A 26,239-nucleotide genomic window follows, 5' to 3' on the forward strand; every position below is an offset into this window, starting at 1 on the left:
CGCTTTCCGAGGCTTCAGCATGTCTTTGCCGACCGAATCTATCGCGGCAAACAGCTCGTCAACGCACTCTCAGACTGCGGGCCCTGGACAATCGAGATCCTCGAGCGACCGCACGGCGTCAAAGGTTTCCAGCTCCTGCCCAGGCGCTGGGTCGTCGAGCGCACCTTTGCATGGTTCGGAAGATGCCGGCGCCTGTCCAAAGACTTCGAAGGCTCTGCCGCTACCGAGCTCGCTTGGCTGCTCGCCGCCCATCTAAGGCTCCTAATTCGCCGTTTAGCCAGATCTTGATAGCGTCCACGCGCTTTTTGAGTCAGGCTCTCAGAAGCCGCTGGCCGGTATGGTGATCCGCGGATCAAGTCCAATTCTCATCTCCGAGCACCTCGGCGCTTTCGGCTCTAACTGGTTTTCCTGATCCAGATCTGTTCGATCGTTCCGCCCATTAGGGTCGTCTCCTGCTCGCACCCTTCACCAACATCAGGCTCTTTCGTGCCGCATTCGTCATGATGCCGTCACTGCCTGCGCTGGGTTCCCGATAATCCACCTTCCGATTGGCCATGCCCAAATCGTCCGAGCCATCTTGGTCGCGAAGGCGATCGCCACGAGCATGCGCGGCTTCCGCGAGAGCGCTTCGGCGAGCACAAGAGCTGCGTTTGCGCTCAGGCAATCTACCACTTCGCCGGCGGCCAGACCGTCGTCCGCCAATAATCCCAGCAGAGCTGGCTCGAGACCGGAAGACGAGCCGCGGGCATGTAGTCGATGGCTCAGCTCGGGCTGCCTGTCTTTCCGACTCGGCTTCGGAAGGCGGAGCTTCCATGAGTTCGGGCGCGGCGCGCCCCTTCCTGCGCCAACCGCCGATCAGGCGCTCGTCGAACGGCAGTGCCACGTAGCAGGTGACGTCATCCGGAGTCACTCTCGCGATCGCGTTGCGCGCCACGCGCCCACCCGAATATCCGGTCGACACTGCGTGCAGTTCGCTGCCTCGGACTGGGAGTGCCACCAGGTCGAGCAAGCCATCCAGCGCACGAGACGCTCGGGCGGTGGAAGTCGCTTTCCTCGCGGCGCGCTCGACGCCTCGGCGGGTCCGAGTGTCCCGCATCGTGTTCCCCTTGCCACGCGCCGCTTGCACCAGTCCGGCACCTCCGCGCCTCGTTCTGGGTGGATAACGTGGAAGCCTGCATCGCGCAACGCCTCGACGATACGCGGTCGAGCTGCCCAAAGGCGTGGCGGGATTTTTCCTTTATGCGCTGGCGTCAGCTCACGGACAGCTAAGCTGTCTATCAAGCGGGTAAGGTCTAACGACCTGAAACAATGCAAGATGTATGATCCAGGTGCAGTCGTCATGTACGGTCGAGTTAACAATTGGCCCGATATTCCGGCCGAAGAAAGATATCATCGGGCAGCCAACGCTGAGGAAGCGGGTGCCGAAAGCCAGGGCTTCGCCGATGCGTTCGCTAGAACGCGATTGCAGGAGTCTGCTGGCAGCTCACCTTCGCAACCGAGTTATTCCCTCGTTCGGAAACCTCCTGTGGTCGAGATCGACAGAGCTACGTTCAGGACTGAAGTGAGGACCTTTCATGGCGACGCAATCAACCGCATCGCCAACAATCCACACGAGTACTCGGAATTTGTATCCGCAAGAGCTAAGCGCACAGCAGAGGTCGCTAAGGAATACGGTATCAGAAGAGATTCAGAAGACGCCCGATATTACAGCTACCAATTAGGAAATGTGAGCGTCGGCCTCCAAAGAACGGAGGCCGGATTCAACATGACTGAGTTCGAAAGCGATAAGTGGCGAGAACAGTTCCCTGGACGAAGTGAAGTCACCTCAATTGTGGATTTTCAGGTTGCTCATCCGCTTGTCGCAAACGCCGGCGATATTCTGCTCGAACATCAACTTCGGCAAGACGGCGAACGACCATTGGTGAACTGGCGTCCTGCTAATGCAGAAGCGAAGGCCCGCGCAAAGACAATGGGCTTCGTTGAAGTGGATGAGGACGACATGGTACTTGACCCCACTCAGTCCGCCCAGTGGACAAAAAACAGCCTTGGTGAATGGCAGCGCGCAACTAAATCTCAGCTTTATCTCTCCAAGGTCGACAGTGATACTGAGGTTGCAGCAGATTCCGAAGAGGATGGTGACTTCATGTAATGCCCAGATCCGCTGGCATTCATGTGTTTGGGCAGGCGGTGGAGCAAGGAGCGAAGGCAAACGGACCGCTGCGGAAAAGGTCAAGCCTCAGCCGAGCGAAACCGACAATTCGACTGGATCCGCGAGGTGCTTAGTAACAAGGCACCAATGTTCACCATCAGGCCGGTCCGAAGTGATTTCGCCGTTTGATGCGCCAATCTGAGGGAGATAAGGTGTCTCGGCCAAGTCGAAGACACCAAATCAGGAGAGATGTCGAGCGAATTGAGCCACAGCAGCCATGCGCTCTGATCCTGGCGCTAAGCTCTGCGCCGCTGCCGCCGACCTTACGCCTTGAACTGCTGCGGTTTCCAGCGGGCGAAAGTCTGCCGTCCGAGGCCACCGCACAAACCTGTCCATGGGCTGCGAGATACCAGACACCGGTGTTTCCAAGTCCCTTAGGCATCAACGTCTGCTCGGCGAACATCCGCTTTGCGCAATCGGGTTGAAAACTCGAGCTTGCGAACAGCCGAAAGCGCGCATTCACTCAGGTATAGAAGCCTGGGATGAAGCAATGATTGGGCGAACAGCAAGCGCAGCAAGCGACCCATCGTAGGCATGAAGGCAGATCTCTGGAAGAGCGCGGACCACCAATCGCCGGGCCTGAATCACTTCCGGAGAAGCGCACCGCTTTGGGACCAGCAAAAAGTAGCCGATCATCGGCGCCAGGCAGATATCAGCTAGCCAACTCATTGCCGTCTGCTCGATCAGAGACAAGCCGCGATCGAAGCTTCTCTTGCGCACCAGGTGCCGCTCTGTCACCTTTCAAACGCATTCACCGTGTGTTCGCCGTCACGATGGGCGCCAAGAGCACGACGAGGCACATGAGCCCGGCTAGGACCCCAAATGCGGCCGGCAGTCCCACGTACTTGGCCAGTAACCCCATACCAGCCGGTCCAATGAGAATTCCGGCATAGCCAACCGTCATGATCGCGGCAATCGCCGGACCAACGGGCATCGCCTCCTGCGTGCCGGCGCGCCGGAACAGAATCGGGGCGACATTCGATAGGCCAAGACCAATGAGCAGCAAGCCGGCCATGGCGATGACGGCTACCGGTGCGGCCAGCAGAGCTCCGAAACCGGCCAAGGCCAGTAGACTTCCGAACATAAGTGTCGCGCGGTCCCCCGCGCGTTCGACGACGGCGTCGCCAGCAAGGCGTCCCACCGTCATGGCTATGGAGAACAGTACATACGCTAAGCCGCTCTGCGTCTTTGGAGCAAGACCAGCGCCGACGACCAACAACGCAGCCCAATCGAGCATCGCGCCTTCGATAAGGAAGGCGATCGCCGCAATCGCGGCTAGAAGGAGCACGATGGAACGCGGCAGAACGAACGACGGTCCCTGGTCCGCCTGCGCCGTTGGCACCAATCGCGGCCACGCCAGCATGATCGCTATCACTATCAATCCCGAGCAGACCACAGTCGAAACAAATGCATCAATCTGCAGCGAGAGAAAAGCGGTCATGGCTGCAGACCCCACAAGTCCCCCGATGCTGAATTGAGCGTGGAAGCTGGACATCAGCGGGCACTCCGCCGTGCGCTCCACCTCGATCGCATGAATGTTCGCGGCCACGCTAATCGAGCCTATCGAGGCGCCTAAGGCGAATAGCGCGACGCCGAGCGCCAACTTGCTAGCTATCGTGAGGCACGGCAGGACGATCGCGAGACTAAGCCCACCCACAAGAATGATCAGCCTGACGCCGTAGCGGGCGCTCAAAACACCGGTCAGAAGCATCGCGATGATGGATCCAGCACCCAGGCAGAGCAGTAGTAGGCCAAGCACGCCGTCATCGACCGCCAGCCGGTCTTTTGCAAATGGTACGAGCGGGGCCCAGACCCCGAAGCCGACCCCGGGAACGAAGAATGCAAGACACGTTGCTAACCGAGAGGATGGTTGACCAGCAGACGCCATGACAGGGACCTTATTGATAGACGACCCGCGGGCGCTGTACCAGCGGCGGACTCCCGAGCGACAGAGAGTGCGCAGGTTCGGCGGTCGAGAGGACATCGTTTGTTGGCGCAATCCGCCATGCCGGACGTTCAGCGCGTGATATCGGATCGCGTCGATCGTCACTCTTCTAGTTCGATCCGCGACGACATCTTTGATAGCAAATACGATGCCACCGCGAAAACGCACGTGACGTCTCGATCCGAACTCGATACGATCGGGCAACTGTGCCGGCTAGGCATGGAGCGTTGGGGGCTCTCAACAAGCTTGTTACTTGCTGATTGATGAGCGCGGTCGCGCACTGAAGGAGCACGAACCACCCGAGTGCGCGCCGAGACTGCGCCGTGGCGCCCTTCAACGCGGCCTCGCCTCCCGTAGTCATATCCGCGACAAATCAATATGGCTCAGTCGCAAAGCTGACAACAAGATGAAATTCCATCTGCCGATCGCAATCGGTCTCAATGCGAGGCGATGGGTTTGCAACCCGGTTACTCTGGGCTTGCGTAGCCTGCCAAAACGTTGTGGCAACCGACAGCGCGGTGTAGACGCCGACATAAACACTTTGATCATGGAAGGCACGCAGCTTATGTGCCTGGTAGACTCACGGCTCGCCATTGACGACTCCAACAAAGAAGCCCACGGCGTCGCGTATCTTCGGCCGGCGCTCCACCAATCATCAAATGCCGAATCATGGTCGCCCATAGAGTCAGAACCACCCCGAAAATTGCGACTGTAGTGCTAGACACGGTCGCCAAATGCATCGAACTCCGTCCGGATCGCCTGTCCGGTGTTCGGTTACGCGCCTATTCCCTACTTCAAGAAGCAGCAGTGCAAGATCGGCGAATACGCCCTGCCCCAGAAGTCGTGCGTCATTTTCAGTCGGAATTGATTGCGGAAGCCCTTGTCGACGCGGGCTACGTGCGCATTAGTTTCGACCACTTCGCCCTACCCCGCCGACAAATCTTGCCGCGGCGAAGCGCGAGGGGCGGCTGCGTCGGAACTCCCAGGCACCGACGACGCGGGCGAAACGGATAAAAAGAAAACAGTTTATCGATTTGGTTCTGAATTGCGCTACAGAGTTGGCAACGCGAGCAGTACGTTGTCGATCAGCCGGGTCGAACCGACGTAGGCTGCGGCACAGAGCGCCGCCGGAAGCCGCAGCGGACTCGCGGCGCGCTTGAGCGTATCACCATCGACAAGTTCAAGGTATTGCAGCCGATCAACTGTCTCAAGATGCCGCTCGGCGATCGCAATCAGCTTGTCCACCTCGCGCACTCCTGAGCGGAACTCATCCGCCGCGGCGAACAGCCCACGACTGATGGCAACGGCTCGTCGACGTTCTTCCTCGCTGAGATACCGATTGCGACTGCTCATCGCGAGCCCGTCCGGTTCCCGAACGGTTGGCACGGTGACGATCTCGATGGGAAGATTGAGATCAGTTGCCATGCGACGCACGACCGCGCATTGCTGAAAATCCTTTTGCCCGAAAAACACGACGTCCGGATGCACCATGTTGAACAGCTTGCATACGACGGTTGCGACGCCGCGAAAATGCCCACGCCTGAAAGCCCCGCATAGTGGCTTAGCCAATTCGCCCGGTTCGACGAAGGTCTCGAATTGAGCCGGGTAGACTTCCTGTGCACCCGGCGCGAAGACAATCGCAACACCGGCATCGCGGCACAGTTTTTCATCGCGCAGGAAATCGCGAGGATAGCTGCTGAGATCCTCGTTTGGTCCGAACTGAGTCGGATTGACGAAGATGCTAACGACGGTGACGTCGCATTGCGCTCGGCTCGCCTTAACCAGGGCCAGATGGCCATCGTGCAAATAGCCCATTGTCGGCACGAGCCCGACGCGTTTGCCCGCGCTGCAAGCCTTCGCGAGCTCACTACGAAGCTCAGCGACCGTCGTAATCGTCTGCATCGTAGCACCTTACATCAGGTTGGGTTGGGAGGAGCCCAGTTTGCGATGATGTTACCCAGGCTTTCAGGAAGCCGATAGGACTCTTGCGGCGCCGGGAACGCTCCACTGCGGACATCGGTAGCCCAGCGCGACAGCGCGTCCTGCAACAGCTGAAAACCATCTGCATAGGCGCGAACAAATTTGGGCCGATGACCTTCGGTCAGCCCCAGCACGTCATGGAATACGAGCACTTGGCCCGAGCACCCGGGACCCGCGCCGATTCCAATAGTTGGTATCGACAGCGATTCGGTCGCTCGCTGGGCTAGCTCGGCCGGAATGCCTTCAAGCACCAACGCGAAGCATCCGGCCTCCTGCAGACGGTGAGCGTCATCAAGGAGCCGCAAAGCGTCATCGGCTTTTCGGCCCTGCACCTTGAATCCCCCCATGATATTGACGCTCTGCGGGGTGAGGCCGAGATGGCCCATGACGGGAATTTCGCAATCGACCAGGGCACGCACGATTTCCACGCGCTTGGCTCCGCCCTCGAGTTTCACTGCATCTGCGCCTCGCTGCAGGAATCCTCCGGCGTTGCGTATCGTCTCCTCCGGACTGAGGTGAAAGCTAAGAAACGGCATATCGGCCACGAGCAGGGCACGGGGCCTTGTGCGCGCAACAGCTTCGAGATGATGGTTCATCATCGCCATGCTGACTGGCAACGTGTTGTCGAAACCGAGGCAGACATTGCCAACACTGTCGCCGACAAGAATGATGTCGACGATGGGGTCAGCGATGCCTGCCGTAACCGCATCGTAGGCGGTGGTCATGGCGACACGCCGCCGCTCCTGCTTCCATCGCTGCAGGATTGGAATCGTGATCCGCTCAACTGACACTTCCGAAGCGTGGCTCATTTTCGATCCGTTCCGTCAGATGGCCTCAGGTCGATTTCGCAGCTCGAAGCGATACTGATTTGATCTCACCTGTGTCGCCTACGATTTTGAAGCCATCGCCCTCACGAAGTCCCCGCGTCACCGAATATGCTAGCCGAACGGTAATCCGATTCTTGCGACCGAAGCCATTGAGCCCGCGGGACCACCCTTTTTCTATGGCGGACGAATGAAAACTGTCAACCGTGAAACGGAAACATACGTCTCCAAAGTAGCAGGCGCGTGCATAAAGAATCCAATGGTCGCGCGACCATCAAGCAAGAACTCCCCAGATTGAAATTGTCATTTGGAAGCGCCTTGCGTCACGCTGGGCGTCAGGACGCGCCGATGGGATCATTCTGACGCAATTTGCGTGCGGCATTGTCTTAACCGCATCTCGTGCGTGTCGGACTGGCTGGCTTTGCCACGGAGGCAATACTCTACCGGAGCAAGTTCGTTTCCGAGCCTCATCAAGTTCAACTGTAGCCAGAGGATCTGTTGCCGCTCACACCTGCTGCGCTGAATCAACGCTCCGGCATACTTCCCCATACGGAGCTGATAGAAATTGCGTACCATGCCCTGCTCCAATCCCTTCTCCAGGATACTCGGCATTTTCCAGCTCCCGAAACAGGCCTCGCGCTCACCCTCTGTTGTAGCGGCATATCGCGATCGGTTGGTTCGATGAACACCTGCCTGTCGGCCGAAAATTGCGTCTGGGCGTAATTCCGCGATGAAATTCTTCAAACGAGCTCGGAGTGACCGCCCTCGCCTTCGTCAAATGCAAGCATGGGAGTGCTTTCCAGCGCAGCAGATCGTGAAAGCTATGCAGACGCGCGTCTGCCGCCGCTAATTCGATGGCGTGTGGATAACCCGAGCGTACAGACTTGTCAGGCGAGCCGCTTAGAGGCGTCGCTGACCTGAGGCGCCGGTGCGCTTGCCGTCCGGCCGAGACGATAAGCTCCTCCCAGGCGCCATGTATGGCTGAGACTATCGCCACGTTCCGCGATGAAAGAGTTTCACGATCGATCTCTCTGCGATGATCAGCCAAAGAGCGGATTCAACCTTGAAGTCACGTGTCGATGTCAACGCTTCGGGGGCTGGCGGCGGCCTTCCCCCTTCTGTTTTATGACCAGCCTGTATTCAACGAAAGAACGCATTTTGCTGCAGTTCTTATGCGGCGATCCTGCAAGTGAGACCGTTTCATGCACGAGATCCGCGCGAAGCTAATGACCGTCGGACATCCACTGAAAGTTGTCCTAGCGACTGATGATCAGGCGGTTCCTTACTTCGATGCAGAAATTCGTCTCAGAGACTGTCTACCTTGCGTAATAGCGGAGGAAGACTCGAGCTAAACACCGGCCAGCGCGATCGTGCAGGGAGCCTGCCGTGCAGTGGCATCTGAGCGGCTGCGCGAGCCTTGCAGACTTTGCGATGAGGCTTCTGTCGCTTTGTGCGAGGTCAAACCGCAATGTTCGCGATTACCGACGGTCATCTATGATTCGACACATCGTATTCTTCACCGCAAAAGATAAGGCGCATGTCGACAAAATAGTCGACGGCCTTTCCGTTCTCGCCAAAATCCCGCACGCACGCCGGCTTGAGGTCGCTCGCAACCGTAAGAGTGACCGGCTTGGCAACGAAATTGACGTGATCGTCTACGGTGAATTCGACAACGAAGTCGAACTCGAAGCCTATAAAGCGCACGAGCTTTACCAGGAATCGATCCGGCAGGTCAGGCCGCTCCGAGAGCTACGTCTCGCGGCCGATTACAGCATGTCAACAGATGCGGAGCCATTTGGCAGGCCCTACCCGCAAGCGTAATTAACCTGGCAGGCACGTAGGGGTTTTTGGGTGCCCATGAGGCTCGCCTTCGCCGGACGGGATTACAATCGACCATGTATCGCTGAGCGACAGACTAATGCACGTATTGGAACTGCAGTGGATTGAGCCCGTCACAGCCATGCGACGCCTCTCGCATCGGAGGCACCTCACGTTCCTGGATAGCGCATCGAGACACGCGGTGCTCGGGCAGTACTCGTATGTGACGTGCGATCCCTTCAGCACTTACATAATCGCGGACGGGAGAGGTATTTGCAACGGAGAGTCCATTGTGGGCGATCCGTGGGCGGCACTTCGCGCTCTGCTAGCCAACTATCCGCAAATACATCGCGCCGATCTCCCGGCATTCCAGGGCGGCGCCGCCGGCTTTTTTGGATACGAGCTGAACAGGACGCTGGAGCGATTGCCGGTGCCGACCATCGGGGGGCATCGCTTGCCTCAGGCACTCCTACATCTTTACGACGTCGTGATAAGCTTCGATCACCGCCATAATAGATGCTGGATCCTTTCTACCGGGTGGCCGGAGCAGGATCCAGCTCGCCGGCGTGAGAGAGCTCGCCAAAGAGCCGAAGAATTTGTTGGGCTGCTTACAGTCTCAGCCCCTCCTCCTGATTTTACACCAGGCGAGGCCGGCTCATGGCATTCAAACTTCAGTCGCCAGGGATACATCGCGGCGGTACAGCGCGTGATTGATCTCATTCTGTCGGGTGACGCCTTCCAGGTCAACATTGCGCAGCGCTTCAGCGCCCGCCTGGCGAACTCGTTCGATCCGATAGCCTTCTATTGTCAGCTGCGGAAAATGAATCCGGCTCCCTTTGCCGCCCTTCTTCGGTATGGCAAGCTCACCATTGCATCGAGCTCGCCCGAGCGTTTCCTAAAGCTTCACGGGCGACAGGTCGAAACGCGACCTATCAAGGGGACGGTGGCGCGTTCTGCTGATTGCGAGGAAGACCGGCGTCGCGCTGAGACGCTGCTAGGTTCGGAAAAAGACCGCGCCGAGAACACCATGATCGTCGACCTCCTGCGCAATGATCTCTCGCGCGTTTGCAGGCCTGAATCAGTCCACGTCCTGTCCTTGTGCAATCTCGAGTCCTATGCCTCGGTGCACCATCTCGTGTCCATCGTTACGGGTGAGCTAGCACAGGGAGAGGATGCCGTGGGCCTACTTAGGGCCTGCTTTCCCGGCGGCTCAGTTACCGGAGCTCCCAAGGTACGCTCGATGGAAATTATCCTGGATATCGAACGTGTGTCGCGAGAGGTGTATTGCGGGGCCATAGGCTACATAGGATTCAATGGACTTATGGATGTAAATATTGCCATTCGCACCGTAACGATCGACGACGGCCAGGCCGTCTTCCATGCAGGTGCCGGGATAACGGCAATGTCCGATCCGGCCGCCGAATATGAGGAGAGCCTTGCAAAAGCAGAGCGCATTTTTCGCGCATTCATTGCTGAAGACGCCGGTGCATCTTGATTGTCATTATCGACAACTACGACTCTTTTGTCTTCAACATTGCGCGATATTTTCGCAAGCTTGGTGCAGCAACACGTGTCGTCCGGAACGACGCGATGGATGTGGGCGAACTTGCTGACCTCAGGCCCCGCGCGGTTGTCATCTCCCCCGGTCCTTGCACTCCAATTGAGGCTGGAATATCGACAGCCGTCGTTCGTGAACTTTCGGGTCAGGTGCCAATTCTCGGGATTTGTCTCGGACACCAGTGTATTGGGACCGTATTCGGCGCACGCGTAACGCGCGCACGTCGTCCTATGCACGGTCGGTCCTCGTATGTCACACATGAAGGCGGCGGGCTTTTCAAAGAACTACCGTCTCCACTTTGTGTGGGGCGCTACCATTCGCTTATCGTCGAATTGGATGCGTCATCTGCCCGTCACCTCACGGTGACAGCGCTCTCGGATGATGGAGAACTCATGGCCCTCGCCCATCGCGATCAACCAACATATGGCGTGCAGTTCCATCCGGAGTCGATACTCACCCCACAAGGGGACGTACTGTTCGCAAACTTCCTACGGCTTGCAGAGCTTTCTTAAGGCGGCCGTAGAGGACTGGTGCAGCCATAGCGTGGCGCTTCCGGTCGATCGCTGGCCCGACGACATGCGGCTGTCGGACATCGAGCCGCGGTTCGTTTGAGGCGTCTGTGGCCGGCTCGGCGCCGAGGTTCGGAAATTTCCATTTGAATGTCGAAGGGTCCATCGGCGGCATGGGCCATCGGTAGCCTTAAAGACGGCCCTGGCCATGGGGCTTTTGGGGTCGCGGAGGCCGGGGCCGCTGGAGGCGCTTGAACCTTAGAAGGCCAAGCGAGCGCGAGCTTACTCACAGGTCAAACGGCTGTTCTGTTCGCTTCCGCACATTGGCGATACCGTTCCGATCAGGAACGGCACAGGGAGCGGCCGGCTCACCCTGGTTTTGCGCTGTGTGAACAAGTGGTCACGAGCAGCATGGTTCGGCTGCATTGCCAATCTTGTCCCAAAGTCGGCTCAAAGAGTGCGCGAGGAGTACCGATTGCCATAGTGGTGCCAGCCGCCACCAAAACAACGGCCGTCAGAGCGAGCATTCGAGAGGTTGTCCAATTAAATTGCATGGCGATTCCCTCCAGTTGAGGCGCGCACGCTATCCCTGGTGATACCTGCCGCTTGTGAACTACATCACACGGCTTCCTCAATGCTCATCACAACCGCGTGCAGGAGCCCGCCAGCGAGGCCAGTTGGGCCTTTTGTGCTCCCGAACCCAGTTCGCGCTAGTCAACATTGAGCCTCTTTTGGAGAGCCCTGACCATAACCTCGACGTGCCCAGCGGCGAACAGTGCACGCGCAAGTTCTGGTCTTGCTGCATTCTCGGGCAGAATGACGGAGGTCATGGCTAATCCGGTCGCCCAAAGCATTCGCGTGCGCGGCGGAGTTGTCGATCGGGGCGCGGCCGTCACCTCGTTGATTCTTCAAGAGGGCGGTGTATGCGGCGTTCGGATTGGTTCAGAGGAGATTCGCTCGGCGCATGTCATACTTGCAGCTCATTGGGCGCCGGCGAAGAAGGTGCTCAATGACGCCTTTGGGCCGCAGAAGTGGAACGAGCGGATGCTAACACTGCTGACAATGCCGGCAGCAACGCTTTGCTCAACATCGTCGACGACGTGACGCGCGAATGCCGCGATCCCGGACACCTCGATTCCGGCCATCGGGTTGCTCGCGAGCTGACGGAACTGATCGCCCAGCGCGGCAAGCCAGGCATCATCGTCTCCGACCACGCACCGAATTCACCTCGAACGCCATCCTTGCATGAAGGATCACGGGATCGAATGGCACTACATCCCGCCAGGCAAGCCGATGCAGACGGATGTTGTAGAATAGCCCTATCGGCTCAGAATGCCGCCTTTTCCACAACCTTCGTCTTGCCGGGCCGAGTCCGCCATGGGGAAGTCGCTGCTGTGTATGCAGCTCCCGCCCTCTCGGCTTGCGCGCAGTGGCGATGGCCGCGATATGCTTCGATTCGCGAGGCTGGGAAGTGCGACACGAACCGTTGCAAACCGGTGGTTCGGAAGCCCTGCACGATTCGTTCCCGTTTTCGCAGCGGCACATGCGAATGCTCAACGCGATCGTCAGCCCCTTGTGCCAGCGATGCTCGACTTGCGGCATCTGGGTCTTTGCCGCGCCCGCAATTTGTCGTGGTCATGCGCCTGGGCCCGCAGCCCCGCTTCTTCAGCAACCGGGTCGGCGGGCGCTTGGCAGCCTTGGCCTTGCGGGCAGCTGGACGATCTCGTCGAGCACATAGGATGCGCTCGAGGTACCCGAGCGCGAGGTTGGTTGGCATAACCTGCTGCGGATAAGCCGGAGCTCGCTCAAACCACCACCTATCAGGGCAGCGAATTAGACCTTTTCCGCTTTGGGAATCTCAAGTGAGTCAGCCAACAAGCTCGTTGGTATTGGAGGCTGGCTGAGTGGCGGCCGCCTCGCCGCGAAGATAGGCGTGCAGCGCCTTCACGCAGGGATCCGCATTCTTTTTGTCTTGTTTGCGGGGCGGCACGAACGTGATATCGGCTTGTGCATAAAGCGGCGTGCGCTCGCGCATCAGTCGGCTGATTGTCTGATCCCGGTCGGGGCCTTGCAGCAGCGGCCGGTTGATACCTTTCCTAAGGCGATGTTGGATCACGTCGAAGTCGGTGTTGAGCCAGATCGAGACGGCTTTCTCCCCGACGAGACGCCGGGTCGGCTCATGCATGATCGAGCCGCCACCAGTCGCGATCACCGCGGGCCCTTCCTTGAGCACACGCGCGATTACCCTCGCTTCGAGCTCCCTGAACCACTCCTCGCCATGGGTATCGAAAATCTGCGGTATCATTTTACCGGCCTCTTTTTGGATCTTTTGGTCGGTATCGATGAAGGGCAGCCGCAGTCGCTCGGCGATGGCCGGGCCAATGGTGGATTTTCCGGCGCTCGGCATGCCGACAAGCACGATCGGCCGCACGCCGAGGGCCGCGATAATCTCGCTTGCCTCCGTTGACCTGGCGATCTCGGGCATTCTTGACTGTTCGAAAGCTCGCAATCCAAATGCCGCATCTCCTTCGGCTCCCCAGTGGTGTATGCCCAGGGCGCCGTCGGGGATCGCAATGTGTGTGCAGACCTCTCTCGTCCGCTGCACCAGTTTCTCGGCCTTAGCTTGCTCCAAAGCATCCTCGCTTGATTGCCGCCGCAGCCTGCCGAGAATTTTATAGGTGTCGTGATTGGCAAGCTTGGCTTGATAGCTGCCTGGCGTGTGGAACTCCACTTCGAAGCGATAAGCTTCCGCCGTGGTGAGGACTGTCTTGATGCCGACGAAAGTCGGACTGCGCATTCTGAACCAGTTGGTTGTCTGGCGTTCGGTGTAGTCCCGCTCCTCAAAGGCCAGCATGGCTTTCTTGAAGGCACGTGTAAAATCCTTGTCAGGAATTTCTAAGACGTGGCGTACGGCGTTGCTGAAGAGCTGTGGGGCGCTGCCGGGCGGGATGCTCATGCCGGTGAGCTGATCTGTCATGGAGGCATGCGATTTCAAGCGGCGCTCCAGATGGGGCATCTTCACTTCGATGCCGGCTTCCGCAAGGATTCCGGCAATCTCGCGTGCCGCTGCGGTGATTTTCCTCTCTTCGGCTATAGCTCGGTCAGCCTCATTTCGGGCGCGTTCTGAGGCCTCCTCGCGGGTCAGCGTGATCATCTCAGCATCGTCGGCGGCGGGCCGGAAGCCGGAGGGTTTGCGCAAAATGCCCTGCTCCGCAGCGAGTTTGATCGAGGTCTCCATGATTGAAGCCGCCAGAGTGGGGTTGTCCCTCAGATCCTCCAAGGTCGCATCGACATCAAACCTTCCGTGGGCGAGGGTCGCCGCCACGCCCTTGACGTAGGGCACGGACTTCAAGCCCGGCGTCTCGTAGAGGAGCCGCTGAAGGTGACTGCTTTTCTGGAAAAAGAGGTTGGCGCCAGTATCGGATTTATAGGCATCAGTGCCGACCTTGATGCCGAGGCTCAGCAAGTTGTTTGCGCTTTTTACGAGATCGTCCGCATTGTAACCATCCGGGCGGGGATCGATGCGGGGAGGATAGTGGTCGAGTAAAAGCTGGATGCGGTCTCGTGGCTGAGGCGTTGCCGGATAGGTCTCCGCCAGATCCGGGAAAAGATTGCAGAGCCTTGCGCTGAGGCTCGGGTTTGCGGCGTTCGAGCTTTCGATTGTTTCGGGCAGGGGTTGCTCATTCGGCTTCACTGCCCATGCCGCTAGGTCGTCGACGAGCAACTCGGCCATTTCGCGAGCAACCAGATGTTTGGCGACCTCAATCTCGCTCCTCGCTCTCGCAAACGTGTTCTGGATATCCTGGCTACTCACCTCTTCCTGGCCCAACAGCTGACGGATCTCTCGCCTGAGCTCGTGGTGAACGCCCTCATAGGTGCCAAAGACAGCACGCTCGGCAAACCAGCGTTGTGCTTCATGGGATTGAGCCAGAAAGTTTCGCTGCAGGCAGCTATAGGTTTCCAGGACATCCTGCGTGGCGGCGAGGATCTGGCGGGCGCGACCGAACTGGTAATTGTCGCCGTCAAGCGCCGGGGTATGCGACTTTGGCGGCTTCAGCGACGGAAGTCCGAGAGCTTGCTCCTTGCGATCGAACTGGCGCACATGCTCATAAAGCTGCGGCCGGTCGCCGATGATGACGACGGTGTCCCCGTCGAAGTCCCCGTCAAGTTTTTTCTGTTCACCGATCGGGACGGCAACCAACGAGCCCGGAGCGAACACCTCGGTAGCCTGCAGGATGCCGACGCACTCGAGCGGCGTGTCCAGCTTGGCGCGGTCCTTGCTCGAGGTCCAGCTCGAATGGCATTTGACGTCCTCGGCAGACATGACCAGCCCACGGTCGGCGTAGCCGGCCGGCCACATCTTATCCGGCACAACCATCAGAATGCCTTTGGCAAAAAAAGTCGGATCGTCGCCCGCCAGTTCCTTCCCCGACTTCTGAGCGACATTGAAGCTGTATTGGATGGCTGTGCAGTTTTCGAGGAACACAGCGGTCGGGTCCCCTTTAACGGCCGACTTGACTCGCTCGGCGGCAAACGGGCGCAGATTGGGCTTGTCGTAGGGCGAGCGCCCGATCAGCACGCCGCTCGCCCCCATCAACGTCTCGCTCTTGAGCGTCGGCACATGGAGACAGTCATCGCTGGACGGTACGGCAACCGCGCCGGGACCGTCGATGTGTCCGGCCGTCACGGTGCGAAACAACTCTTCAGACGTCAACTCTCGCCCTTGTCTGCTCTCGAGCCAGGTTTTGGCCTTCTCCCGCGCCTCATCGGTCACCGGCTCGCTTCGGGGATAGTGTTGCAGCGCCGATGCGGGAACGGACATTCTTCTTCCCTCACCAAAGGCAGGCACCCGATCAGGACCTTCCTGTCGGCGGGCGCGATTTACAGCTGGCATACGGTTGGCCAACGAGGCCTTGATGAAACCGCAACCATCATGCGGCCGCAAGGCGATCGGGCCTTCTGGCCCAGCCAGCTTAAAGGGATGCTCCTCGCCGGCAGGACGGTCCGGCAGCAGCGACAGTTTGAAGGCGCCCTCCAGCGCGTAGTCCCGAGGACCTAGGTCCTTGATTGCCGGCGGCGCGGCAAAACCCCTGCGCTGAGTGTAATAGTATGCCTCCTTGAAAGGGGCCCAGGCACGCGACAGCTGCTCGAACGCTGTGCCCGGCGCCGTTTCGGCATACGGAATCGCCAGCAGCTTTCCCCCGGAAGACTCTGCCCTCGCCCCACCTGGAAGGCGGGCGGCGATCTGCGACACGGGCTTTTTGGGCGGCTTTAACTTGCTTCCGCCGAACAGGTCCATGCGGTATGGCACACCCTCGACGGTGACCGTACGCGCCAGCATGAACGCGCTCGGCTTTCCTGGCAGCTGGACCGCGACGACGGGCAAAACCCCCGAGGTCAGGCGATGAAAAATCGAATAGCGTGTCTCGGGCTCCGTGGCCACTGGCCGGCCCTGCATGTCCACCACTGACAACTGCATCAGTCCCGCGTCACCCTGCGGAGGTCTGGGCTCGTGGGCCATGGTTCGCAACACTTGATGGACGTCGAACACGGACGCTGGATGTTGGGCCTGGACCGTCGCCGCATTCTGCGCCAAGAACGTGTCCAGCGCATCCACCGGACTCTCCGCCGCGATCTCCGCCATCAGGTTCCAGCTCATGTTGGAAAGATCGCGTTCGACGAGGCCGCCCGTTTTGTCCAAAATCTCCTTAGTCTTGCGCTGCAGCTCTTCCTGCCTCACCCGCAAATCGGACTTCTTGCCTTCGACATAGGGCCGGCGGAACAATGCCGCCAAAACCGCACGGGCCTTGAGCGTTTGATAGATCGACAAGGCGGGGCCACGGCTCGAGTACGGCCCTCGGGCTCGCTCGGCATCGCTTGCTTTGAGATGCCCCTCGATCTTGTGCTCGACGATCGGTTGAATGTCGTTCAGCAAGTTTAAAGCCCGCCTCCGGTGCCAGCGCAGGTGCGGGCTGCGCGCCAGCGGCAGCAGAGCGATGCAGAGAGTACCCATGATTTCGAGGTCGTTCTCAGCGGCAAAATCAGGGCCACGATGCAGTTCCGTCAGCCGGTCTAACCCGGTGCGTGCGAGCAAACCGAGATCGTCAAACAATTGAGCCTTAGCCAGCGCTTTGAAAATCATGGCGATGTTCAGAACCTGGGTCTGCTCCAGGCGATCACTGGCATAGTGAAGGTAGTGGGCCAGATCGTGCAGCCGATTCTTCAGCAGAGCGGTCTCTATAATCTCTCCAGTGCCCTCTCCCCTCGTGACACCTCGCCCCAGAGCATTGGCTATCATGCTGAGCTGAGTTGTGGTGAACGCTCCGAATCGGAGGTCTCCCGAGCCGAGTTTGCCCACTATGTCGATTATCGCCCCATGGCACACCGCCTCTTCCGGCCACTTGCTAAAGCCGTTCACCAGGATCGCCAGTTCCCGCGGAGTAAAATCAGAGAGCCGGTTGTCACGGCGAGAGACCTCGTTGGCAATCGCGACTGTGGCTTGGCGAGCGTCCTGCTCTTGCAGCCACTTGCTGAAACCGTTCACCAGGTTCGCTAGACCCTGCGGAGTGAAATCAGACAGCCGGTCGGCGCGAAGGACCTCATGGGCGATTACAAGGGTGGCCTGACGTGAGTTCTCCTCTTGTGGGCACTTGCTAAAGCCGTTCACCAGATTCGCTAGGTGCTGAGAGGTAAAATCGGAGAGCCGGTCGGCGCGGCGAAGCACCTCACCGGCGATCACAGCGATGGCGTGACGTGAGTTCTCCTCTTGTGGCCACTTGCTGAAACCGTTCACCAGGTTCGCCAGACCCTGCGGATCAAACCCAGAAAGCCGGTCGGCGCGGCGACGGACCTCATCGGCGATCGCCAGCATGGCGTCGCCACAGCCCGTCTCGTCAGGCCACTTGCTGAAACCGTTCACCAGGTTCGCCAGACCCTGCGGATCAAACCCAGAAAGCCGGTCGGCGCGGCGACAGACCTCACCGGCGATCGCCAGCGTGGCCTCGTCACAGCCCGTCTCGTCAGGCCACTTGCTGAAACCGTTCACCAGGTTCGCCAGACCCTGCGGATCAAACCCAGACAGCCGGTCGGCGCGGCGACGGACCTCGTCGGCTATTTCAACTATAGCGCTGCGGCAGTCTGTCCTTTCCGGCCACCTGCTGAAGCCGTTCACCAAGCTCGACAAGTGCTGGGGAGTAAAACTGGAGAGCCGGTCCGCTCGGCCAGCGCGGCGACGAACCTCGTCGGCGATTGCAAGTATAGCGTCGTTGCACTTCGCCCCCTCGGGCCACCTGCTGAAGCCGTTCACGAGGTTCGACAAGTGCTGGGGAGTAAAATTGGAGAGCCGGTCGCCGCGGTGATGGACCTCGTCGGCGATTTGAACTATAGCGTCTCGGCAGTTCTGCGGCCACTTGCTGAAGCCGTTTACCAAGTTCCCCAACGCCTGTGGATCAAAATCAGAGAGCCCGACATCGCGGCGGCCCGCGCGGTAACGCACCTCGACGGCGATTTGAACTATAGCGTCTCGGCAGTCCTGCGGCCACTTGCTGAAGCCGTTCACCAGGTTCGCCAACGCCTGTGGATCAAAATCAGCGAGGCAGACATCGCGGCGACCCGCGCGGCGACGGACCTCGACGGCGATTGCCCTCATCGCACCGCGACACTCCGCCTCTTCCGGCCACTTGCTCAAACCGTTCACCACGGTAGCCAGGTTCTGCGGACCAAAGTCAGAGAGCCAGACATCGCGGCGGCCCGCGCGGTGACGGACCTCGCTGGCGATTGCCCTTATAGCACCGCGACACTCCGCCTCTTCCGGCCACTTGCTCAAACCGTTCACCACGATAGCCAGGCTCTGCGGACCAAAATCAGAGAGCCCGGGAGCGCGGCGGCGAATCTCAGCTGCAACTGCTATTGTGGCCTCACGAGAGTTCTCCTGTTCCGGCCACTTGCTGAAGCCGTTGACCAGCAGGGCGAGACTTTGAGCGTTGAGCTCCGAAAGCGCTCCGCGTTGCTCACGAAAAAACCCGGCGATTCGGATCATTCCATTGCGACATTCCGCCACCCGGGGATATCGACTGAACGACAATACGAATAGGGAAAGCGTTTTGCTTTCGACGTCGTTTAGCGCATTGCCGAGGCTCGACACCTGAGCTGCCATGGCCCTGCAAGCTTCCACGCCTGCCTGACCTCCAGCCTCCCGGCTCATCGTGTTGCATGAGGTGGCGTACCCCCATGTATTCCGGGCGCGGATATCTTGTTCCCATCTTGGGACAAATTCGCGTTTGAACTCGGAAGCGGCCTTTTGCAGGAATGTTGCGTGGTCCGCTCGACCCTGCAGCTTCCTGTCATACTCCACCACAGCGCATGAGAATTTAGTGATGTCGCCAGCGAAAGAAATGTCATGTAAAGCGTTATTAAGTAGGTTTTCCGAGTATCCACGCTTGAAGCTCTGTTCGGCTACATGGACGAAACGCCGCCTTCCCGGTCCTGCACCCGGGTCGGACTCCGTTTGCCTATGGGGTGGCACGGTGTCTGGTTGCGAGCTTCTGGATCCTTGATTGCCGAGCCAGGGTTTGTCATCAGAACCTAAAGAGGTTTCTTCTCGACCTGGCGCTCCACCCTCCGGCACTGGGGGAAAACCGCACCGTCGCGCAGTGGCTTCACGTGGCGCAGCGCCCAGGATCCGATGTGCGCCAACGGAGGGTCCGGAAGATCTGTCGCCAAGGGCATCATCGGCACCGCGCGCAATGCGAGCGAAGGACGTCCTTCTATCTTGAGGCCCAGAGTGCATCCGCTCCAGGACGGAATCGAACGATTGGCTGCCTTGCCCAGGGGCAAGACTTGATTCCGAGTTCGCCGCCTTCGCCAGTCCCTGCGCCTCGGACAACATCATCTTGAGCCGGACTGTTTTCTCGTGCACTTCGTGCACATGCGCAAGCGTGAGCAGGGCGCGTCGACGAGGCTCTTCCAGCGCGTCCAGACAGGCCTGCATCTCGGCGGCCTGCGTCTGCAGGCGCTCGACCACGATGCCCACTACGTGATCGGCGTCCTCGGGCTTCATCTGGCGCGCTTGCGAGACGGTCCTTTGCTGACCAGCCAGATCGAACTGCAAAAGTTCGTCCAACCGCTTGATCAGTGGCGCCAACGCCTCCGTCGACGCCGGGGCCTGCCAGACCGCCGAGTGTGCCGCCGCCGACGACGCACTTGCATGCGCCTCCTTGGCGCTCACAAGCTTCTTCGTACCTAGATCCGAGCGCACGAGAACCTTGTCCGCTGGCGCCGTGTCGCTGTCGCCCGCGGCGACTTGCGGCTCGGGCCGCCCGGCCGAACTCGCGGCGTCAGCAGCCGGCTTGCGGTTGCCTTTCCCCTCCCTGCGCGCAGCGGTGCCTTTGGCCACCGCTGCCTTGCCGGCAGTGTCGGCCGGTATCGTAGCGCCAGCGTCGGCCGGCGGTGCAATGATGGCTGACGTTTTCAGCTGCAGTGCCAGGAAGTGCATGACCTCGTGCGCAGTGATCCGTGAGTCGTCCACGATCTGGCCCAACAGTTCCAATGGGAGGCTGGCACCTGTTCGGTTATCGCTTAGCTTGGCAAGGATGTCGTCGTGCAACGACAACGCAAATTCCGAAAGCCGTTCCATGACTCCTTCCAGAACGGTGCAGTGCTCTGCGTCGAGTGCCGCTCCGTCCTTGTGCAGAACGGCTTCCTCCGTCGAGAGGAATGCCGGAAAAACATCCTCGACAAAAGTCCCGAGCAGACGCACCCCCCCGTTGTCACCCATGAGGGCGTCCCTCACGGCTGGTTCAAACGTGCTCGCCTGAGACTCAATCATAAGTCGCGCGAGCGCAATCCGCGATTGCAGACACTTGTACCTCGCATGAAGTACCAACCCGGTATTCAGGCGTAGTGCGGCCTCTTCGGGCTTCCGCATCTCGGGCGTCGTGCTTGGCAAGTTGGCGGTGGCCTCGCAGACGGACACCATCCGTTCCGAGCGCAACAGCTTCTTTCCCCACCACTCCATGCAAGCCACATGCTCCTTCGCCACACTGGAAGCCACTCGGCTCAGCTGGTCGGGGGTAGCGTTAGATTCGAAAATCCGCTGGAACAGGTCTGCCGAATTCTTTCTGCGCTCTTCCAAGGCGGCGATAGTCGATGAGGCCAGTGCGTTGCATTGGTGGGCCGCATCGAGCACGGCATAGCGGTATCCACGGGCCTCAGCGTCGGACAGAATGCTCCGCGCCACGGCCGGGCGCAGGCTCGCGTAGTAGTCCAGAACTGCTGAGCCTGCTTTGACGAACCGATCGGTCAGCTCTTGCGCCTCCTCCGGGTTCTGGGCGTGCATGGCCGCATTACGGCAAGCGTCAAGTTCCTCAACCAGGCAATCCCTGTGTCGCTTGGTTGCGTTGATTTCTTCCTCTGATGAGGAAATGGAGACTGCCACACCCAAAGTTGGCGGCTGGCTGGCGACCGGCGTCGTGTCTCCACCCTCCGACACTGAGGGAAAGCCGCGCCGCCGCGCAGTGACTGCACGTGGCGCAGCGGCTGCACGTGGCGCAGCGCCTAGGATTCGATCTGGGCCAACCGAGAGACCGGAAGACCTGTCGCCAAGAGCATCGTCGGCACCGCGCGCCATGCTAGCGGAGGGCGTGCCTCTATCTTGAGGCCCAGAGCGCATCCGCTCCACGACGGAATCGAACGATTGACTGCCTTCCCCAGGGGCTAGACTTGAGTGCGAGCGTGAACTGCTCGATCCGGCTCCAGCATCCCCAATGCGCGATCTGCCAGATCGGCCAATGCCCGTCATATTCCATCTCTGATAAAGGCGAGAATCGCTGCTTATGATGTTGCGGGCTGATGTCGCTCAGCCATGGCGTATCAAGGCTTTGGCCCATAAGTGCAATCGCCCAGATGGCGCATGGCATGAGGTCTGAGGAACCTGCGGCATGTTTTCGTCAACCGTCATGGTCAGCCCGGACCCAAGACGGCGTGGCCTACATCCTGGCCAAAGTACACGCCAGCAGCCCAAGATCGGCCGAGACTGGCACGCGATCGCATCGCGCCGCACTCGCTATCCTCAGTTTTCGCTGCCATTCACCGGGACCGTTCTTCGTCCACGTACGCGAAGATGAATTGCCGGTAGTACCACTCCGGCTAAATGCATCCGGGCACCCGACTGATTCGCTTCGTCAGCTTCGCCACTCTAGTGGACATCGAACGAGGCACCAATTCGACCATACATGATGATTCGCACTCCTGCGTTTGCATTGGGTTCGGGCTGATGAGGCGCGGCAGGCCTAGATAGACCGCCTGGCTGACGATTGGCTGACGAAGGCGTTCTCCCGGACCGATAAAGAAAATCCGAGACCTGGCTCAAGCGTTGATGAATCGGGCTGCGGCCTACACCGGCCGGCGAAGGCCGCAGGTCAGGCCGCCTGGGCCTGCGATCGGGCGCTGTCTATCTGAGGAGCGTCTTGAGCTGGCTGGGACGAAGAGATTACGGAAGGTTGAGAATATCGAGACGAAGCGCTGCAGGCTTCCCCGGCGAACGGAAGCCCTGCATCGTCCGCTCCCGCTTTCGCAGCGGCACATGGGAATTCTCGGCCCTGTTGTTGAAGCCCCTGTGCGCGGTGCTCGGCATCCGGCATGACCTGCCGTTTCGCCGCTCAATAGGACCGCAGTGTGATTGTTCATGGATAGGGACCCTGCTTGAGGGGTCGTTTTCATCCAAACGGGACCCCCCCTTAACGCAGGGGCGCGACACTGCTTCCGGTTTCATCGGAGGCATTTGTTTTGATGTTGGTTGTGAAGCCGATTGCAAAGATACGCCGGCTTTCGCTGGTTCAGCGCAAATCGATCAAGCAGATCTGCCGGGAATTGAAGGTCTCTCGGGAGGTGGTCCGCAAGGTCCTGCGTTCGGGGCAAACGGAGTTCCGCTACGTGCGCAAGCACCAGCCGTTGCCTCGGGTGGGTGCATGGCGCGATGAGCTTGAGCGGCTTTTGGCGACCAATGCGACGAAGCCGTCGCGGGAACAGCTGACGCTGATCCGGATTTTTGAGCAGCTTCGCGATCTGGGCTATGACGGCAGCTACAGCTCGGTCTGGGGGCATACGCGGGCCTTTGAGGAAGAACGGGGCAGCGCCGCCGCCGATGCGTATGTTCCGCTAATCTTCGCGCCGGGCGAAGCCTACCAGTTCGACTGGAGCCACGAGATCGTTGTTCTGAACGGGGTGACGCGACGGTGAAGTTGGCGCATACGCGGCTGTGCCATAGCCGGATGTTCTTCGTCAGGGCTATCTGCGCGAAAGCCAGGAGATGGTGTTCGACGCGCAGGATCGGGCGTTTGCCTTCTTCCGGGGCACCTGCACGCGCGGCATCTATGACAACATGAAGACGGCTGTGGAGACGATCTTCATCGGGAAGGAGAGGCAATACAACCGCCGCTTCCAGCAGATGCGCCGCCACTATCTTGTCGAGCCGGTGGCCTGCACGCCGGCGTCGGGCTGGGAGAAGGGCCAGGTCGAGAACCAGGTCGGGCTGTGCGCGAGCGCTTCTTCACGCCGAGGCTCCGCTTCAAAAACCTGGAGGAACTCAACGCCTGGCTGCTCGACCGATGCATCGCTGTGCGGGAAGGCCTCGCGAAGCCTGAACTTGTCCAGCGCGCGCCGCGACGACAGCCGGAGGATCGATTGATGACACTCGTCGCCCGCATTGCCATTGCCGATCCGGACCTCAGTCTGCGGGCGATCGCGGCACAGCTCGAGACAATGCGGGAGCGGACGCCGCGCGGCGGCTGGCAATGGGCGGCCTCGTCGGTCGAGCATCTGCTCGATCATGCGAGGCGTCTCGGTTTAACGGTGCACGAACCCGCTGACGGCTGAAACGGGCATCCGCCGCCGTTCTCCCGCCCTCCCGTTTCGTCCTGGTGTGACAAATAAGGAGAAATTCTACTCTCCCTCTGGCGTAACGTCGGACCCTGCCCACAAGTGCGGAAGACTGGCGTTGTGATTCCTGATGTTCAGAGCCTTCCATTGCAGCGCGGGGGAAGTTCCCTATCGCGTGCTTGACGGCGGCATCGCCTTGGAGACTGCTGACGTCGATCCGTCCCTCTTCGTAGAGAGCATCAAGGAACGACATCTCGCCGCGATCATGTTCGAACAAGGGCGCCAGTCGTTCTTGCCATTCGGCCAGCACGAGCTCGCACCAGGCTTCCGGGCGGCCGTCCTTGTCGAACATGTCGCTCTTCACGACGGTCAGCAATTTTCCGCGGAGTTCGTTGGTGTCGTAGCTATATCCGTTCAGCGAGGCCGTCCGCCAGTTCAGGTCCGCCCCGATCGCGAGCGTAGCGAGCTTGACCTGTTTCCAATCCAGCCCGCGGACGTGCAGCAGGCGCGATGCGTCCTAGAGATCGCGCGATGCGCAGCGCGCGGCCATCGCGACGCTTTTTCCGGCGGCGATCTCGCGCAGATCCACAACGGGGATTTTCTTCGCGGTGTAGCCGCCCAGAGGAACGGAATTCATTAGCGACGTCCCGAAGAACGGCGTGCGGTACATGTAGTTGACGTCGACCTCGATCGTGCCGGGCCGCCGATGGGCCGAAACGTACCTGAAGCGCCACTTTTCGCCGCCGTGTTCGTCGCGCGGGGTTCGGAAAAGTTCGTAGCTGTAGTTCCCCATAAGGAGTGGCAGACGCTTCATGATGAGCGCCTTGTCGGCGAGCATCGTTTTTCCGATCTTCGGCACCGACGTAGTTCAAGTCGATATCCACCGACAGACGATCGAGACCGAGATAGAACAGGTTGAGCGCCGTACCTCCTTTCAAAGCGAACAGATGGCCGATCTCCCTGTCCTTGGTGAGTCGGTCGAGCACGTCTATGAGCGGACCACGCGTTCGATTGTCGCGGCTTCGAACGACAGTTCATTGGAAAGCTTCTCCAGGGGTTCTACCGAGATCATGGCGCCATCTCCGGAGAGCCACCTTCGAACGAAGGATGTGGAATTCGCTAGGCAGCACCACGTTCCATTCCGGATGCGCCTCGCCGGCCTGGGACGTCGTGCCTAGCACCGCGCGCGGCGACGACGGTGCCAACCGTTTCAAAATCCTTCAGCATCTCGTCGTCGACGAAGAGGTCTTCGCGACGGCTCTCCAGCCAGCAACCGAGGATACCAGCGAGCGACTGGTTCTCGCGAGCTGTCGTCAACTCGACGAGCTTGGTCACGTCGAGGGCGCGCACGGTCGGTAGCGCGTTAGAGAGTTCTTCGGTGCCCGCCGCCAGGTCGGGCCGCTCGACGCAGTCGACGAGGGTGCCGATGACGCCGATCAGCCCGCGGCCGGTTCGCATCGGCAAAAACAGCCGCTTGGCGCCCGGCAGCGTATCCGAGCCGCGTCCGGCCGGGCGATCGTTGGACCAGGTCCAGTTCGCCGCTGCAGGTCGGCCCTGTCGAGTTCATCCTCGGGCGGATAGCCGGATTTACGGTGAGCACGCCGTCTTCCGGCAGCAGCAGCACGACGCGTACTTTCAGCATCAGCGCGGTCTGACAGGCGGTCGCCCACAGCACGTCGTCCAGTGTCGCGGTGCCCGCGAGCTTGCGGCTGAAGGCGTACAGGGATTCGGTGGTGCGGAGCCTGCCGATCGCCGTAACCGCCTGGGTGCGGACCCGCGCCGCGACATTCGAGACCAGGATCGCAATCAGCATGAAGAAGAAGAAGGCGGCGACGTTGGTCGGTTCGGTGATCATGAAGGTGTAGACCGACGGCAGGAAGAAGAAATTGTAGCACAGCGAGGCGGCGACGCTGGCGCAAGGCCGACGGCCACGACCAGCGTACCGCCAGATCAATGAGAGGACGTCTTCAAGACGCTCGCCGCACATAAACTCAAGCGATACCGCCTGACTATTCCTCTGGCGGCTGACACTGATCCATGGGTAGCGACGCGCTTCACCTCGATCGTAGGCCTTGCCGCCAACTATGGCGTCATTCTTGAACCTGTTCTGGCGCTTCCGCTAACGTGGGGCGACAAGACCGATGCTGGCAAGTATCCTGCCGGCGACGCTGCTGCGATCTACTCCCAGGGCCACAATCGGACCCTGGCATTCGTTCGCCAGTTCGCATCTTCAGTCGGCGACTGAGAACTTGGTAACGAGATCAATCTGACCTTCCGTGATGGCAACGGCTCTCCATTGTTCGGCAAGGGATGGACCTCTGCCGAGTTCGCTGCATATCCGTCGATGGCCGACTTCGCCAATCTCTTGCGGGGAATGTCGGACGCGATCGAGCAGGTACGCCGCGACACCGGCAGAAACCTTCGGCGCATCGTCGGCACCACATCGACGATGTTCAGCTACATCGACTTCATGAAGGCGAATGGCGTCAAGATCGATGTGCTCGGCTATCACTAGACGAG

The 26,239-nt window shown here is 59.8% G+C and carries 13 protein-coding genes and 5 pseudogenes; 10 read left to right on the forward strand and 8 right to left on the reverse strand.

Annotated elements, in window-relative coordinates; translation table 11 throughout:
- Both IVB01_RS04490 and IVB01_RS04495 read left to right on the forward strand, forming a co-directional pair.
- Positions 1-288: transposase (locus IVB01_RS04490; protein ID WP_247448942.1), on the forward strand; the 288-nt coding region annotated here is incomplete at its 5' end.
- 1,027 nt (positions 289-1,315) lie between these two features.
- A complete protein-coding gene (locus IVB01_RS04495) occupies positions 1,316-2,149 on the forward strand; it encodes an effector protein NopP (protein WP_275974762.1) in 834 nt (277 codons plus the stop codon).
- 811 nt (positions 2,150-2,960) lie between these two features.
- On the opposite strand, the gene IVB01_RS04500 is transcribed toward IVB01_RS04495, so the two are convergent.
- From IVB01_RS04500 to panB, 3 genes are all read right to left on the reverse strand, one after another.
- Positions 2,961-4,097: an MFS transporter gene (locus IVB01_RS04500; protein WP_247302590.1), complete on the reverse strand. Its 1,137-nt coding sequence runs from the start codon at positions 4,095-4,097 to the stop codon at positions 2,961-2,963.
- 1,107 nt (positions 4,098-5,204) lie between these two features.
- Positions 5,205-6,056: a pantoate--beta-alanine ligase gene (panC, locus tag IVB01_RS04505; protein ID WP_247333104.1), complete on the reverse strand. Its 852-nt coding sequence runs from the start codon at positions 6,054-6,056 to the stop codon at positions 5,205-5,207.
- 14 nt (positions 6,057-6,070) lie between these two features.
- Positions 6,071-6,943, reverse strand: coding sequence for a 3-methyl-2-oxobutanoate hydroxymethyltransferase (panB, locus tag IVB01_RS04510; RefSeq protein ID WP_247302516.1), 873 nt, complete (start codon positions 6,941-6,943; stop codon positions 6,071-6,073).
- A 1,509-nt stretch (positions 6,944-8,452) separates the two neighbouring features.
- On the opposite strand from panB, the gene IVB01_RS04515 reads away from it, so the two are divergent.
- From IVB01_RS04515 to IVB01_RS04535, 5 genes and pseudogenes are all read left to right on the forward strand, one after another.
- Entirely contained in the window at positions 8,453-8,779 is a 327-nt protein-coding gene (locus IVB01_RS04515; RefSeq protein ID WP_247333274.1) for a Dabb family protein, read from the forward strand.
- 97 nt (positions 8,780-8,876) lie between these two features.
- Positions 8,877-10,271 (forward strand): aminodeoxychorismate synthase component I, encoded by a 1,395-nt coding sequence (gene pabB, locus IVB01_RS04520; protein WP_247333106.1) that lies wholly within the window; start codon positions 8,877-8,879, stop codon positions 10,269-10,271.
- A complete protein-coding gene (locus IVB01_RS04525; protein WP_247494262.1) occupies positions 10,268-10,846 on the forward strand; it encodes an aminodeoxychorismate/anthranilate synthase component II in 579 nt (192 codons plus the stop codon). Before pabB ends, IVB01_RS04525 begins: the two co-directional genes overlap by 4 nt.
- A gap of 825 nt (positions 10,847-11,671) precedes the next feature.
- Complete coding sequence (locus IVB01_RS04530) at positions 11,672-11,947, forward strand: hypothetical protein (RefSeq protein WP_247333111.1); 276 nt, start codon at positions 11,672-11,674, stop codon at positions 11,945-11,947.
- A pseudogene (locus tag IVB01_RS04535) lies at positions 11,923-12,142 on the forward strand (DDE-type integrase/transposase/recombinase); the annotation flags it as partial. The gene IVB01_RS04530 and the pseudogene IVB01_RS04535, both read left to right, overlap by 25 nt.
- A 568-nt stretch (positions 12,143-12,710) precedes the next feature.
- Here IVB01_RS04535 and IVB01_RS04540 read toward each other — a convergent pair.
- On the reverse strand, positions 12,711-21,179 hold the full coding sequence (locus IVB01_RS04540) for a shikimate kinase (protein WP_247494263.1): 8,469 nt from the start codon (positions 21,177-21,179) through the stop codon (positions 12,711-12,713).
- Positions 21,180-22,351: 1,172 nt separating this feature from the next.
- Positions 22,352-22,515, reverse strand: a pseudogene (locus IVB01_RS04545) (DDE-type integrase/transposase/recombinase); the annotation flags it as partial.
- Between the two features lie 115 nt (positions 22,516-22,630).
- On the opposite strand from IVB01_RS04545, the pseudogene istA reads away from it, so the two are divergent.
- Positions 22,631-23,446, forward strand: a pseudogene (gene istA, locus IVB01_RS04550) (IS21 family transposase); the annotation flags it as partial.
- A gap of 12 nt (positions 23,447-23,458) precedes the next feature.
- Positions 23,459-23,716, forward strand: a pseudogene (locus IVB01_RS04555) (recombinase family protein); the annotation flags it as partial.
- Positions 23,717-24,123: 407 nt separating this feature from the next.
- Here IVB01_RS04555 and IVB01_RS35635 read toward each other — a convergent pair.
- From IVB01_RS35635 to IVB01_RS04575, 3 genes and pseudogenes are all read right to left on the reverse strand, one after another.
- A complete protein-coding gene (locus IVB01_RS35635; protein ID WP_346658344.1) occupies positions 24,124-24,711 on the reverse strand; it encodes a nucleotidyl transferase AbiEii/AbiGii toxin family protein in 588 nt (195 codons plus the stop codon).
- A gap of 127 nt (positions 24,712-24,838) precedes the next feature.
- On the reverse strand, positions 24,839-25,054 hold the full coding sequence (locus IVB01_RS04570; protein ID WP_247333287.1) for a hypothetical protein: 216 nt from the start codon (positions 25,052-25,054) through the stop codon (positions 24,839-24,841).
- 87 nt (positions 25,055-25,141) lie between these two features.
- Positions 25,142-25,634, reverse strand: a pseudogene (locus IVB01_RS04575) (DUF4118 domain-containing protein); the annotation flags it as partial.
- 429 nt (positions 25,635-26,063) lie between these two features.
- On the opposite strand from IVB01_RS04575, the gene IVB01_RS04580 reads away from it, so the two are divergent.
- Positions 26,064-26,234 carry a hypothetical protein gene (locus tag IVB01_RS04580; RefSeq protein WP_247333114.1) on the forward strand — a complete coding sequence of 57 codons (171 nt, stop codon included), beginning with the start codon at positions 26,064-26,066 and terminating at the stop codon, positions 26,232-26,234.
- Positions 26,235-26,239 lie beyond the last annotated feature (5 nt).

Origin of the sequence: Bradyrhizobium sp. 164 (assembly GCF_023073715.1) — a bacterium.
Classification (GTDB): Bacteria; Pseudomonadota; Alphaproteobacteria; order Rhizobiales; family Xanthobacteraceae; genus Bradyrhizobium.

What these genes read in the sequence shown, in the direction of transcription:
- IVB01_RS04495 (WP_275974762.1), top strand. Translation starts at nt 1,316, where the DNA reads ATGTATGATCCAGGTGCAGTCGTCATGTACGGTCGAGTTAACAATTGG.
- IVB01_RS04500 (WP_247302590.1), bottom strand. Translation starts at nt 4,097, where the DNA reads ATGGCGTCTGCTGGTCAACCATCCTCTCGGTTAGCAACGTGTCTTGCA.
- panC (WP_247333104.1), bottom strand. Translation starts at nt 6,056, where the DNA reads ATGCAGACGATTACGACGGTCGCTGAGCTTCGTAGTGAGCTCGCGAAG.
- panB (WP_247302516.1), bottom strand. Translation starts at nt 6,943, where the DNA reads ATGAGCCACGCTTCGGAAGTGTCAGTTGAGCGGATCACGATTCCAATC.
- IVB01_RS04515 (WP_247333274.1), top strand. Translation starts at nt 8,453, where the DNA reads ATGATTCGACACATCGTATTCTTCACCGCAAAAGATAAGGCGCATGTC.
- pabB (WP_247333106.1), top strand. Translation starts at nt 8,877, where the DNA reads ATGCACGTATTGGAACTGCAGTGGATTGAGCCCGTCACAGCCATGCGA.
- IVB01_RS04530 (WP_247333111.1), top strand. Translation starts at nt 11,672, where the DNA reads ATGGCTAATCCGGTCGCCCAAAGCATTCGCGTGCGCGGCGGAGTTGTC.
- IVB01_RS04540 (WP_247494263.1), bottom strand. Translation starts at nt 21,179, where the DNA reads ATGCACGCCCAGAACCCGGAGGAGGCGCAAGAGCTGACCGATCGGTTC.
- IVB01_RS04580 (WP_247333114.1), top strand. Translation starts at nt 26,064, where the DNA reads ATGGCCGACTTCGCCAATCTCTTGCGGGGAATGTCGGACGCGATCGAG.